A 14,321-nucleotide genomic window follows, 5' to 3' on the forward strand; every position below is an offset into this window, starting at 1 on the left:
GCGCCCGTCATTCGTCCGCTCATCCATTCGTCAGTCGATCACCTTCCCTCTTCCCGACTTCACCACGCTGCGGCGCGACTTGTGCTCGAGCCGCCGTTCCTTCGACGCGCGCGTCGGCCGCGTGGCGACCCGTGCGCGCGGCGTGTACGCGACGCCACCGATCAACGCATCGAGGCGCGCCAGCGCGGCCTCGCGGTTCTTCTCCTGGGTGCGATATTCCTGCGACTTGATCACCACGATGCCGTCGCGCGTGATGCGCTGGTCGGACAGCGCGAGCAGCCGCTCCTTGATGACGGGCGGCAACGACGACGCGCGGATATCGAAGCGCAGGTGGATCGCGCTCGACACCTTGTTCACGTTCTGCCCGCCCGCGCCCTGCGCGCGCACGGCCGTCCATTCGACTTCGGCCGGATCGAGCGTATAGCGGATCATCATCGCGAAGCCTCCCCGCGGCGCCGCGCAAGCGCTTCGTCGACGCGGGCCGCGAGCCCCGAATCGCGCTGCGTGCGCGTCGCGACCGCCTGCGCCAGCACGCGCCGCGGCCCGATCACCTGCACGCGTGTGCGCGCACGCGTGACGGCCGTATAGACGAGTTCGCGCGTGAGCACGCGGCCGAACGATGCCGGCAGCACGAGCGCAGCCTCGTCGAATTCCGAACCCTGCGATTTGTGGACCGTCAGCGCGAATGCCGTTTCGTGCGGCGGCAGCGCGGCCGGCGACACCCCGCGCGCGGTGCCGTCCGCGCGCCTGAACCACACGCGCAGCACGCCGTGCGCGTCGGGCAGCGCAATGCCGATATCGCCGTTGAACAGCCCAAGCGCATAGTCGTTGCGCGTCACCATGATCGGCCGTCCCGTGAACCAGTGCGCGCCGACCGCGAGCGGCACGCGCGCCGCGTGGCGCACATGCGCGGCCACGAGCGCATTGACGTGCTCCGCGCCGCGCAAGCCGCTGCGGGTCGCGCACAGGATCCGGAACCGGTTGAGCGCGTCGAACAGCGGCAGCGGATCGGGCACCGGCGCGGCCAGCGTGTCGCGCAATGCGTCGAGGTAAGCACCGAAGCGCCGCGCGAGTCGCTCGACCGTCGACGACGCGAGCGACTCACCCGCATCGTCGTGGAACGACGCGGCGGCCGAATCGTCGATGGGCAGCGCGTCGAGCGCGGCCTGCACGTCGCCGCTGCGGATCGCGAGCGACAGCCGCCCGATCGGTGAATCGAGGCCGAAGCGGTAATTGCGTTCGAGCCAGACCACGCAGTCGGCGAGCGGTGCCGGTGTGGACGTGGGCGTGGCGGACGCGGCTGCGGTTTCATCCGGAGATATGGACGTGACCGACGCAAGCGCCGCGTCGCCTGCGTCGAACGGCGGCAATTCGACGGCGTCGAGCCACGCGAGTTCGTCGACCTCGATCCACGCGGGGGCCTCGCCCGCGCCGCCGGCTTCACCGGTTTCAGTCCGCTCCGGACCTGCGGCCGGCAGCGGCGCGACATCGGTCGGCGCAACTTCGTCAGCCTGCGGTTCGTCGTCGAAGAGCGATGCCTGTCGTTCATCGGCTTTCCGTCGCGACGCAGGTTTGCGTGTAGCAGCGGCGGCTGGCGCCGATGGCGGCGCCGGGGCCCGTGCCGCGGCGGAAACCGGATGCGCAGCGGGAACGGCTGCGGTCGCGGCTTCGTCCGGCACCGGCAACGCCGCGACGAATGCCGCCTCGTCGATGCCGAGCGCCTGCGCGATGCGAGTGCGCGCCGCGGCGGTAAACGACGGCCGCGCGCTCAGCTCCGCAAACACGGCGCCCGCCTCGACCGCGGCCAGTTGGTCCTTGTCACCGAGCAGCACGAGCCGTGCGCCCGGCGCGAGCGCATCGAGCAGATGCGCGGCGAGCGCGACGTCGATCATCGACGCCTCGTCGACGACGATCAGGTCGTACGGCAGCGGATTGTCGCGATGATGCCGGAAGCCGGCCGCCCCACCGCCACCCAGCAGCCGGTGCAGCGTGTACGACGTATCGGGCAGGCGCGCCGCGAGTTCGGGCGGCAGGTCGCCGGCCCGCGCATGCAGCGCTTCCTGCATCCGCTGCGCGGCCTTGCCGGTCGGCGCGGCCAGCGCGACGCGCAGCCCTGGGTGCGCGTCGAGCAGACAGGCCAGCACGCCGACGACGGTCGTCGTCTTGCCCGTGCCCGGGCCGCCGCTGACGATCGTCACGCGGCCCGTCAGCGCGACGATCGCCGCGACGCGCTGCCAGTCGACTTCGCCCGTTGCCGGCCCGAAGTAACGCGCGAGGCTGTCGCGCAACCGGTCGGGCGCAAGACCTTCATCCGGCGCGGCCACACCGGCCTGCGCGACGAGCGCATCGGCAAGCCGCCGTTCGTAGTCGAAATAGCGCGACAGGTACAGGTGATCGTGGCGGTCGACGATCAGCGGCCGCTCGTCGCCGCGCGCGAGCGTGCCGAACGCGACCACGCCGCTCGCGGCAAGCGCCGTGCGGACTTCGTCGAGCGGCGCTTCGTAGCGCTGCGCGAGCGCGCCGAGCGCGACGCACACGTGGCCGCCCGCGGTCGCCCGACTCGTCGCGAACGCGGCGCGCGCCGCCCAGCGGGCAGCCACGGCGGGCGCACCGGCACGGCGAGAGAGGTCGCCGATGCGGCGCGCAAAACCCTCTGCGAGCGCGATGCCGAAATCGGCGGGTTCGGGCAGCCGCGCGACGAGGCCGCCGGTAAATTCGAGCGTATCGTCGGATGTGTTCATGCGCGGCCCCCTTCCATCATCCGGTCGAGTGCGTCGACGAGCGCGCGCTCGGGCCGCCGCGCATGCACGCCGGCCGGCTCGCCGCCGCTGCGCCAGTCGGGCCGCACACCACGCACGAACAGGTACAGGTAGCCCGCGATATGCGTGTCGTAGTCGTAATCGGGCAGCCGCCCGCGCAAATAGCGATGCAGTGCGACCGTATAGAGCAGCGCCTGCAGGTGATACGCGTGATCGGCCATCGCGACGTCGAGCGCGCGCGGGCCGTAGGCGTCCGGCGTCGTGCCGAGATGGTTCGACTTCCAGTCGACGATCCAGAAGCGGCCGTCGTGTTCGACGATCATGTCGATGAAACCCTTGATGAAACCGGCGAGCATGCCCGCCTCCAGTGCAACGTCCGGGTAGCCGTGCGCGACCAGCAGGCGGCGCAGCGCCATCAGGTCGAGCGACGGCGCCGGGAACAGGAAACCCATTTCGTCGAGTCGCTTCGCCGGATCGAGATCGGCGAGCCGCATGCCCGGCACGAGTTCGGTGCTGACGACATCGTCGACCAGCTGCACCATCATCGCCGGCAGGCGCGTGGCCAGCTCGGGCACGGCCTCGACCGGCCGGTCGTGCAGCGCGCCGAGCGCGGCCCTGGGCCACGACTCGGGCTCGGTGAAGCGGCTCAGTTCGAACAGGCGGTGCAGGCACTCGCCGGCCGCCGCGCCCCGCGGGAACACGAGGATGTCGTCGTCGGGCGGTTCGGGTGCGACCGTATCGGCCAACAGCCATTCGCCATCCGGCACCGCCGCGGCGAGCGCATCGTGATCGGGCCGCAGTTCGTCATCGGGCACGGCCGCGACGCCCGCCTCCTCGCGCGCCATCGACGCGGTCAGCGAGCTGAAGCTGGCCATCCGCCACGCATCGCGCAGCACGCGCGTCGCATGGCGCGCCGCGAGCGTCTGCGACGCGTCGTGCCCGGCCGCGAGACGCTCGGGTCGCGCCGGCGCCGGCAGCGGCGCGACGCTTACGGGGCCGCCGGCAAGCGCGTGCCACGCCGTATCGAGCGCGGCTTCGTCGGGCGGCTCGTCGAGCCATGCATCGAACGACTGGCCGGCGCCCGCGACGAGCCAGTTGAGCACGCTGCGCCGCGCTTCGCGCGTCGAGCGCGACGACAGATACGGCCCGGCGACGACGTAGCAGCGATAGACCGCGCGCGTCAGCGCCACGTAGACGAGCCGCGCGCGTTCCGCGGCCTGCTCGCGCAACGCCTGCCGCGCCGCGTGCTCGGCCGCCTCGTCGTCGCACCCGTAATGCAGCACCGCGTCGCCTGCATCGTCGTGATATTCGCGCGCATCGGGCAGTGCGGACGCGGGCGGCTCGCGCAATCCGCCGTCGTTCAGGAACGGACAGAACACGATCGCGTATTCGAGGCCTTTCGACTTGTGCACGGTGACGATCTGCACGAGGTTGCGATCGGATTCGAGACGCAACTGCGCTTCCTCGCCGCCACCGTCGAGCCGTTGCGCGGCGAGCCAGCGCAGTGTCGGCGCGATGCCCGGCTGCGCGGACGCGCGTGCCTGCGTCAGTTCGGCCAGATGGTTGATGTCGGTCACGCGACGTTCGCCGTCCGCACCGGCCATCAGCCGCTCGGCAATCCGCAGCTCGCGCGTGAACGTGCGCCACATCACCGCGAAGCCGCGTTCGCGCCACAACAGCCGGTACCGCGAAAAGCGCTCGACCCAGCTCATCGCGTCGGCGCTATCCGCCGCCGATGCTTCCCGTTGCGCGTCGCCGTCGCCCTGCTCCATCCGCCACAGTGCGCCGGCATCGAGGCCGAACCAGTCGGACGCGAGCGCCGCACGCAAGCGCCGCAGGTCGCCCGGCGCATCGATCGCCGCCAGCACGCGTTCGAGCTGCTCGGCGTCACCGGTCGAGAACACCGAGGCCTGCGCCAGTTCGACGCTGCCGATGCCCCACGTGGCCAGCACGCGCTTCACGAGACTGCCCTGCCGGTGCGTCTGCACGAGCACCGCGATATCGCCCGGCGACAGCGGCGTCTCGCCCAGCCGCACGCGCCCTTCGCGCGCGCCGCGCATCAGCCGCGCGATCTCGGCCGCGCAGGCCTGGGCGGCCTGCGCCTGCGCATCGCGCTTGAGCAGCGTGCCTTCGCCGCCCGGCAACGCCCACACCCGGAAGTCGCCGGCCGGGCCCGGATCGGTTGCGTCGACGAACGGCGCACGCACGCGCGTGCCGGCGCGCACCGCGTAGTAGTCGAGCCCGTCGAGCACGAATGCGCGCGGATTCGACATGAAGAAGCGGTTGCACGCATCGACGATCGCGGGCGTCGAACGCTGGTTGACCGCGAGCGTGTAGCACGCGCTCGCCCGTGCGCGCGCGGCAAGATAGGTATGCAGATCGGCCGCGCGGAAGCTGTAGATCGCCTGCTTCGGATCGCCGACGAGAAACAGCGGGCCGCCGGGCGCGAAGATCTTGTCGAAGATCGCGAACTGCAGCGGGTCGGTATCCTGGAACTCGTCGATCAGCGCGGCCGGATAGCGCGCACGCAACGTCTCGGCAAGCCACGGATGCGCATGCAGCGCGTGGTACAGGTTCGCGAGCAGATCGTCGAACGAGACGACGCGCCGCGTGCGCTTGCGCTCGGCCAACTCGCCCGGCGCCATGTCGAGCCATTCGGCGATCAGCGCGAGCCAGCGCGCGCGCTGCGCGGCCTCGGCCGCCGCCACGGCCGCTTCGAGCGCGTCGGCCACGTCGAAGAATGCGTGTTCGGGCGTCGTGCCGCCTTTTTTCGTGGCCTTCACGAGCGCGGTGCGCGTGAGCTTCAGCGCGGCCTTCGGCAACGCGGCCGTTGCGTCGCCCTGCGCGAAATGCGCGGCCCATGCGGCCAGCGCATCGGCAACCGCTTCGGGTTTGTGCGAGCGCTGGTTGAGCGCGGGCTGCGCGACGCGCAGCAACGCATCGATCGCTTCGCGCTCGGCGGCCCACATCCGCCCGGCCTCGGCAAAGCATTCGGCCGCGGCGGCCTCGGCCGATTCGTCCGGCTCGGTCACGCCGTCCCAGCGCAGCGCGGCGAGCGGCTTCTTCAGCCGGCGCGCAAGCTGCGCATCGAGCGCGGCCGGGCCAGCGCCCGATTCGACGAGCCAGGTCGCAAAGCCCGGCCAGTGCGCGGCCGCCGGTTCGACGCGCGTGCGCCAGAAATCCGCGGCCAGCTCGAAGCGCAGCGATGCGTCGTCGGCCTCCATGTCGAACGCGAACGGCATCGCGGCCGCGAACGGCGCTTCCTGCAGCGCGCGCTGGCAGAACGCGTGGATCGTATGGATCGCGGCCTGGTCGAATGCGCGCAGCGCGCGCCGGATCCGCTTCGCGGCCGTTTCGGGATCGAGCGCGCCGCCTTCGCCGAGCGTCGTCTCGAGCAGGCGTTCGATGAACGGATCGCCGCCGTCGTCACCCGTGTCGAGCGCATGTGCAAGCTGCGCGAGCCGGCCGCGAATCCGCTCGTGCAACTCGGCGGTCGCCGCTTTCGTGAAGGTCACGACGAGGATTTCGTCCGCGCCGAGATCCTTTTCGAGCAGCAGGCGCACATACAGCGCACAGATGTTCCAGGTCTTGCCGGTGCCGGCCGACGCCTCGATCTGGTTGACGCCGTCGAGCGGGCACGCGAACACGTCGAGTTCGAGCGCCTGATTCTGCGACACGGCACTCATGCGACCTCCTTCAGATGCTCGACGAGCGGATCGAACACGAGCCGCGCGAGCGTGCCGAACGGTTCGTCGAGCGACGCATGCGCACCGCGCCACGCGATCGCGATGGCCGGATCGTCAGCCTCGCTCACGACGCGCTCGTTGATCCACACGCTCGCGGCCTTGGCCTCGCCGTCGGACACCCTCGCCCACGCGCTGCGCGGGAAGAACCGCAGCGGCATGCGCCGCCCCGCGCGAAACAGCGCGGCCAGCGGCGCGAGCCGCTCGAGCGGCGCCGCGACGGGCGTCAGCTCGAATGCACCGCCGCTGCCGAACCACAGCGTGCGGCGCGGGCCGTCCGGCTCGATCGCGCAGTAGACGAGATGCGCGAGCCACGCGGACAAGTAATCGCGCGCGCTCGGCCGCGCATAGCGGTAGATGATCTGCCCGGCTGGCGTGAGCCGGTTCAGCGTGCCGTGCAATTCGAGCGGCGCGCTCACCGCGTCGCCCGACAGCAGCGCGTCGTCGGCGCCGAACAGCGCCTGTTCCGTGTCGGGCCACGCGGGCACGACGGTGAGCGAGAACGGCCGCCGTTCCATCCCGTCGGCCAGCGCGCGGCGCACGTGCGACGCGAGCTGCGTCATCGAGCCGAGCGCCTGGTCGCGCCACACGGCGCCCGTCGCGCCGCCCGGCAGTTCGGGGCTCGCGTCCGCAATGCGCAGCGCGTGATCGTGCACGCCGCCCTCGTCCGACTCGATCAGCAGCGGCAGCACGCGCTCGGCGAGCGCGTCGCTGCCGGCGAAGTCGAGCGCGAACGGCTCGGTGTCGAGCAGTTCCGCCTGCGCGTCGGCGAGCACGATGCCGAGCCGCGCGCGCAGCAGTGCACGCGCGGGATGCCGCCAGAAACGTTCGAATTCGCTGAATGCGACAGGCTCGACCGGTTCGGCAGGCAGCGGCTGCGCGAAGAACGGCAACTCGCGCGGCCCGTCGCGCGACGCCTCGGCGGCCAGCAGCGACGCGAGCGTCGCACGCTCGGCGTCATAGGAAACGAGCTCGCTGCCGGGCTGGAAATAGGCGGCCGCGAACGGTTGCAGCGGATGCTCGACGACGAATGCGCGCCGCGCGGCATCGACCGCGTCCGGCGGAGCGTCGGGCCCGGCCGTGACGAGCGCGAGATGGTCGAGCAGCTCGTCGACGAGTGCCGCGGGCGGCAACGGCGCGTTGTCGCGAATGCTGCGGCCCGTATAGGCAATCAGCAACCGGTCGCGCGCGGCGAGCAGCAGGTCGAGAAACAGGTTGCGCTCGTCGTCGCGGCGCTGGCGGTCGCCGAGCTTCGGCAACACGGCCATCAGGTCGAATTCGTCGGCGCGCGCGAGGCTGGGCAGCACGCCGTCGTCCATCCCGAGCAGGCAGACGACGCGATACGGCAAGCCGCGCAGGCTCGTCAGCGACGAGAACGTGACGCCGCCCCACGGCACCCCGCCGCGCGCCGGATCGTCGAGCGCGGCGGCCAGCCCGGCCCGGACGACGGCCGCCGGCAACGCTTCGTCGGGCGCCCCCTCCGTCATCGCGGCCAGCATCGCGTCGAGCGCATCGCGCACGCCCGCGAGCGCGTCCGCATAGGCGGCGCCCGAATCGAAGAAACGCGCGAGCGTGTCGGCGAACAGTTCGCTCCATCCTTGCGGCGTATGCGATTCGGCCAACCGCCGCGCGAAGCCGTCGAGATCGTCGGTGAAGCGCGCGAGCCGGCCGAGCAGTTCGGCCTCGCTGCCGGTGGCTGCCTCGATCGGCAGCCACGCGCCGACCGGCGCCGCGCCTTCCGGCATCGCATAACCGAGAAAGAGCCGCGCGAGCGCATCGGAGAACGTATGACGCGGCGAGGGCACGGCCGCGTCGTCGCTCGCGAGCGGCGACAGCCCGCGCCGCGCGCCGGCGGCCGCGAGCCAGGTCTGCACCGTCTCGAGCGCCGCCGCATCGATGCCGTAGCGCGCCGCCACTGCGTCGACGCGCAGCCATTCGACCAGCTCGGGCGCGCCGACCTGCCGTTCCGGCAACGCGAGCCAGTCGAGCAGCACGCGCGCGACCGGGTTCGCCTGCGACGGCGGCAGGCCGGTAATCCGGTAAGGCACGCGCGCGCCGCCGGCGCCGGCCGTGCCGAACACGGCGTCGATCAGTGGCCCGGCCGCCGCGAGATCGGCCACCGCGACGAGCACGTCGGACGGCTGCAGGCTCGCGTCGGCGTCGAACCACGCGAGCAGCCGGTCGTGCAGCACCTCGAGCTGGCGGGCAAGGCTGTGGCACACGTGCACCTCGACCCCGCGCTCGGCCGGCGCGTCGCCGGCTTCGGCCTCCGGCTGCAGGTCGAGGATGGCGTTCTGCACGCGCGCGAGCCACGTCGGCGCGGGATTCTCGACGAAACGCGACGCGTCGCCCGACGCGGCGCTTTCAGTCAGTTCGTGCAGCATGTGCAGCTGCGCCTGGGTCTGCCTGCCCCATTCCGCGAGCAGCGGATGGCCGACTTCCTGGTAGTCGAGCCGCCCGGCCGCATCGAGCGCCTCGGCATGCGCGGCGGTCACGATGTCGAACCAGAATTCGCGGCACGGATTCAGCGCATAGACGCGCACGTCGATCCAGCGCGACAGCTCGCGCAGCAGCGCGACATGCAGCGGCGGCATCGTCGGCAGCGCGAACACGCTGACCGATTCGGGCCAGTCGGCTCGCGCAACCGCATCGGCATCGAGATGGCGCGCTTCGACGAGGAAGCGGTGCGCGGGCGGCGTGCCGCTGTCGCTCAGCTCGGCGAGCAGCGCACGCCACAGCGCGGCCTGCCAGCGCTCGTCGTCGCGTGCGGCGTCGCTGACGCCGCGCGGCGCGCCGTCGCCCGCGAGCACGGATTCACCGGCCTGCCACGCGGCCAGCCATTCGGGGCGATAGGTCAGGTAATGATCGAGCACGGCCGCAACGCGGTGCGCAAGCTCGTAGCGCATCGCATCGTCGGACGCGGACAGATACGCGGCCAGCCGCGGCGACGCGAGCCACGGCGCGCCGTCGGACGCCTGCGCAAACAGCCGGTAGCAGCGCCACACGAGACGATCGGGTGCGAACGGCGAACGCGCGGGCACCGTCAGCACGCGGCCGATCTGTGCCCACAGCCATTGCGCGAGATACGTGAACTCGACGTTCGCGCACACGCCGTTGCGCGCGGCGATGTCGAGCTCGAGACGGCGGCGCAGCGCCGCGCTCGGCACGATGACCTGTTGCGGCGCCCACGGGCCATTGCGGGCCGGGAACGCGGCCAGATCCTCGAGCAGCGCATCGGCCAGCGTTTCGTGACGGTTCGAATAGAAGAGATGGAGCATGAAGCGGGAGTCGGTACGTCGCGCCGGGCCAGCCGGGCGAACAGGATCACCAAGGATAGCAAAGGGTCGCGGTCACGAGAATCGGCCGGAAGGCCTGGGACCTGTTTACGCTCATAACGGGCTTGCGAACGTGCCTTTCCGCTCGTAGTGCAAGGAGTGAGGAGCGCCGTTTGGCCGTGCCAAACGCCCCGAAGGAAGTCCCCTTGGGGGACAAGTGACGAACGACGCCGCAATGCGGGCGGAAAGGCACGTTCCCCTGTTTGGAAAAAGACATTTGTGGGGCTGGCCACCAGAAGGGCCGATCGCTGCGTCATGCTCCTCGCGAATACGTCGAGTATTCGCTTCGTCGCAATCCTTGCGCTCGGCCCTTCTGGTGGCCAGCGCAAGCCCGTTATGAGCGTAAACAGGTCCCAGGGTTTGGGCGCCGCGAAATACGATAGACTCGTCGCCAGTCAAGATGCCGCCCCCGGGCGTCTTCGTCTGCCATTCAGCCCATCGATGCGCTATTCGGTCGAAATCAGAAAGTTTTTCTACAGCCAGTACTTTTTCGGCGGCCTGCGGATCGCGGTCGGCGTCTCGCTGCCGGCCGTGCTGTGCCTGATCGTGTTTCACAACCGGGAGCTCGGCTTCACGATCTCGACGGGCGCGCTCGGCGCCTGCGTCGTCGACATGCCGGGCCCGCTCAAGTACAAGCACAACGAAATGCTCGCTTGCAGCGTGATCGGTTTTCTGGCCGCGCTCGCCACCGGCCTCGCGACACCGAACATCTTCGTGCTGTGGCTCGCCATCGTGCCGCTCACCTTCGTGCTGTCGCTGATCGTCGTGTACGGCAACCGCTGGCCGCAGATCAGCTTCGCGACGCTGTTCATGATGGTGATGACGCTCGAGGAGAAGTTCACGCCGCTGCAGGCGTTCATCAACGCCGGCTGGATTCTCGCGGGCGGCCTCTGGTACACGTACTGGGCCACGCTCGTGTCGCAATGGCAGGCGCGCCGGATCGAGCAGCAAGCACTCGCCGAGAGCCTGTTCGCCTGCGCAGACTACCTGCTCGCGCGCGCACAGTTCTACGATCTCGATGCCGATCTCGACGAGTGCTACCGCAATCTCGTCGCCCGGCAGATCACCGCGGTCGAAACGCAGGAAACCGCGCGCGACATCGTGCTGCGCAACCTGCCGAAGCTGCGGCGCGGCAAGCTCGACCCCGGCCGCACGACGATGTACAACCTGTTCATCAACAGCGTCGACCTGCACGAGCTGTTCGTCGGCGCGCATACCGACTACCCGCTGGTGCGCAATACGTTCGGCGGCTCCGATCTGATCATTTTCTATCGCGACCTGATCTGCAAGGCAGCCGCCGATCTCGAGGAGATCGGCCTCGCGGTGCTCGAGAACCGCGCGCCGCATTCGCGGATCAGCGTGAAGGCCGAACTGCGCGCGATCGAGTACGAGATCGAGCTGATGCGCAAGAAGAACTTCGCGGCCACCAACGCGGAGGCGTATGCGGCCGTGCTCGCCACGTTCCGGCGCATCTGGAGCGCGACGCGCCTGATCGACCGGATGCGCCGCAACCTGTCGGGCCACGCCGATCCGCAGCAAACCGAACTGAAGATCGACAAGGCGCTCACGCGCTTCCTGCAGCGCCGCCGGATGTCGCCGCTCCTGATCTTCTCGAACCTGAACATGCGCTCGCCGAGCTTTCGCCACGCGCTGCGCGTGACGATCGCGGTGGCGGTCGGGTTCTGGCTCGGCCGCCTGCTGCCGCTCACGAACGCGTACTGGATCGTGATGACGACCATCATCATCCTGAAGCCCGGCTACTCGCTCACCAAGCAGCGCAACGCGCAGCGGATCATCGGCACGCTGATCGGCTGCGCGGCGAGCATCGCGCTGATCTACACGGTGAAGGAGCCGCACCTGCTGATCGCGATCATGTTCGGGTCGATGGTGATGAGCTACAGCCTGCTGCTGTTCAACTACGCGGCGAGCGTCGTGTTCACGTCGTCGTACGTGCTGCTGATGTTCCACCTGCTCGCGCCGGGCAGCATGCGGATCATCGGCGAGCGCGCGATCGACACGGTGGTCGGCTGCATGATCGCGATCGCCGCGAGCCGGCTGTTCCCGTACTGGGAATACCGGCTGATGGGCAAGCAGGTCGCCGACATGCTCACCGCCACCCGCAAGTATTTCGAAGCCGTGTGGCGCGCCGGGCGCGGCATGTCGCCGCCGCCGGTGCCGGCCGCCGACGGCGCGGCCGTGGTGCCGGTCGTCGCCGCGGCCATCGAGACGCCGGCCACGACGCTCGACGACGACTACCGCTACCGCCTCGCGCGCAAGGACGTGCACATCGCGTTCGCGAATCTCGGGCAGGCATTCCAGCGGATGATGATCGAACCGAAGGCGCACCAGCGCTTCGTGCCCGAACTGAACGACCTGCTCGTGCAGACCCACGTGCTCGGCGCGCAGATCACGGCCGCCGCGCCGCTGATCCGCACGGCCTGTGCAGCCGACGGCAGTATCCTCCACGACGACGCGCTGCATCGCGGCCTCGCCGCGGTGCTCGACAATCTCGAGAAGGCCGAGGCCGGCGAGCCGCCGCCCGCGGATCAGCTCGACGCGTCGAAGCAGATCACGCGCGACCTCGATGCGATGGTCGTGTCCGCGGAGAAATCCGATGCGGTGGGTGCCGAGCTCACGCACGACCTGAAGGTGCTCGCGCACCAATGCAAGCAGATGCTGGCGTCTTCGCTGCTGATCCGCAAGGATGCAAGCGTGATCCGTCTGCCCGCCTGAGCGCGGCCTGACCCCGCCGGTGGCCGGCCCGCGCATGCCGCGGATCGGCCCCGGTGCTCCCCGATTCAGTGATCCCCGAAGCATGACCCGCCCGTTCCACGCGGCCTGCGCCCTCGCCGCGCGACCGCCCAGCCCCCTATTGCGCCCGTCGCGCCAGTCAGGGAATACCCGATTCCGGTCACCCGGTCCGGCTTGTTATCATTCGTTCACATTTAAGTTGTATAGACAACTTGAGCCAATCGGATCGGCCCCGCCCGCCCGGTCCGTCGCATAACGATATCGGAGACTCGATGAAAAACTTGCAGCGCCATCTGAGCGCGCGGCACATCCGCTTTCTCGCGCTGGGTTCGGCGATCGGCACGGGCCTGTTCTACGGTTCGGCGTCCGCGATCCAGCTCGCGGGCCCGGCCGTGATCCTGGCGTACATCCTGGGCGGCGCGGCCGTCTACATGGTGATGCGCGCGCTCGGCGAGATGGCCGTGCGCGAACCCGTCGCCGGCTCGTTCGGCCATTACGCGACCGAGAACCTCGGCCCGTTCGCCGGATTCGTCACCGGCTGGACCTACACGCTCGAAATGGTGATCGTCGCGATCGCCGACATCACCGCGTTCGGCATCTACATGGGCTTCTGGTTTCCGGATGTCCCGCAATGGATCTGGGTGCTCGGCGTCGTCGCGATCATCTGTGGGCTGAACCTGTGCCATGTGAAGGTGTTCGGCGAGCTCGAGTTCTGGCTGTCGATCATCAAGGTCGGCGCGATCGTCGCGATGATCGGCGGCGGCGTCGCGATCCTGCTGACCGGCATGCACTTCGGCCACTCGGCCGACGTGCCGACGTTCGCGAACCTGTGGAACCACGGCGGCTTCCTGCCGAACGGCATTGGCGGGCTGATCGCGTCGCTGTCGGTCGTGATCTTCGCGTACGGCGGGATCGAGGTGATCGGGATGAGCGCCGGCGAGGCGAAAGATCCGGAGCGCGTGATTCCGCGCGCGATCAACGCGGTGCCCGCGCGCATCCTGCTGTTCTACGTGCTGACGATGGTCGTGCTGATGTCGATCAGCCCGTGGACGGGCGTCGGCGGCGACGGCAGCCCGTTCGTGCAGATCTTCTCGGCACTCGGCGTGAAGTCGGCTGCAACGATCCTCAACCTCGTCGTGATCAGCGCGGCGATCTCCGCGATCAACAGCGATATCTTCGGCGCGGGCCGGATGATGTTCGGGATGGCACGGCAAGGCCAGGCGCCGCGCGTGCTGATGACGACGTCGCGGCACGGCGTGCCGTGGGTCACGGTGCTCGTGATGGCGGTCGCGCTGCTCGTCGGCGTGTTGCTCAACTACCTGATGCCGAAGGACGTGTTCCTGATGGTCGCGGCGATCGCAACGTTCGCCACCGTGTGGGTGTGGCTGATGATCCTGCTGTCGCAGGTGGCGATGCGTCGCCGGCTGTCGAACGCCGAAGTCGCGGCGCTGAAGTTCAAGGTGCCGTTGTGGCCGGTCGCGCCGGCCCTGACGATCGCGTTCATGGGCTTCGTGATCGTGATGCTCGGCTGGTTCGAGGACACGCGCATCGCGCTGTATGTCGGCGCGGCCTGGCTCGCGCTGCTCGCGGCCGTGTTCTACGCACGGATCCGCCCGAAGTTCGCCCCTGCGTCACGTTGACGCACGGCTGACCTGCGTACGCGGCGCGCCGGTTCCGGCGCCCGCTTCTTCCCCGGCTCCGCGCGGCATCCGCCGCAGCAACAACCGGGGATT

General features: G+C 69.9%; 6 protein-coding genes. 2 read left to right on the top strand and 4 right to left on the bottom strand.

Annotated elements, in window-relative coordinates; all coding sequences use genetic code 11:
- Nucleotides 1-30: 30 nt before the first annotated feature.
- The 4 genes from arfB to recC are packed head-to-tail and all read right to left on the bottom strand — an operon-like array spanning nucleotide 31 to nucleotide 9,780.
- Complete coding sequence (arfB, locus tag LGN19_RS16420; RefSeq protein WP_122944909.1) at nucleotides 31-435, bottom strand: alternative ribosome rescue aminoacyl-tRNA hydrolase ArfB; 405 nt, start codon at nucleotides 433-435, stop codon at nucleotides 31-33.
- Nucleotides 432-2,741: an AAA family ATPase gene (locus tag LGN19_RS16425; protein ID WP_226215985.1), complete on the bottom strand. Its 2,310-nt coding sequence runs from the start codon at nucleotides 2,739-2,741 to the stop codon at nucleotides 432-434. The genes arfB and LGN19_RS16425 overlap by 4 nt, the downstream gene beginning before the upstream one ends.
- The gene (gene recB / locus LGN19_RS16430) at nucleotides 2,738-6,445 is read right to left on the bottom strand and encodes an exodeoxyribonuclease V subunit beta (RefSeq protein ID WP_226215991.1); all 3,708 of its coding nucleotides are present in this window, start codon (nucleotides 6,443-6,445) and stop codon (nucleotides 2,738-2,740) included. The genes LGN19_RS16425 and recB overlap by 4 nt, the downstream gene beginning before the upstream one ends.
- The gene (recC, locus tag LGN19_RS16435) at nucleotides 6,442-9,780 is read right to left on the bottom strand and encodes an exodeoxyribonuclease V subunit gamma (RefSeq protein ID WP_226215993.1); all 3,339 of its coding nucleotides are present in this window, start codon (nucleotides 9,778-9,780) and stop codon (nucleotides 6,442-6,444) included. Before recC ends, recB begins: the two co-directional genes overlap by 4 nt.
- A 498-nt stretch (nucleotides 9,781-10,278) precedes the next feature.
- Between recC and LGN19_RS16440 the strand changes: the two genes are divergently transcribed.
- Together LGN19_RS16440 and LGN19_RS16445 are read left to right on the top strand one after the other, a co-directional pair.
- A complete protein-coding gene (locus LGN19_RS16440) occupies nucleotides 10,279-12,570 on the top strand; it encodes an FUSC family protein (protein ID WP_043182124.1) in 2,292 nt (763 codons plus the stop codon).
- Between the two features lie 290 nt (nucleotides 12,571-12,860).
- Complete coding sequence (locus LGN19_RS16445) at nucleotides 12,861-14,228, top strand: amino acid permease (RefSeq protein WP_122944905.1); 1,368 nt, start codon at nucleotides 12,861-12,863, stop codon at nucleotides 14,226-14,228.
- Nucleotides 14,229-14,321 lie beyond the last annotated feature (93 nt).

The sequence above is a fragment of the Burkholderia sp. AU30198 genome (genome assembly GCF_020419825.1).
In the GTDB taxonomy this organism is placed as follows: Bacteria; Pseudomonadota; Gammaproteobacteria; order Burkholderiales; family Burkholderiaceae; genus Burkholderia.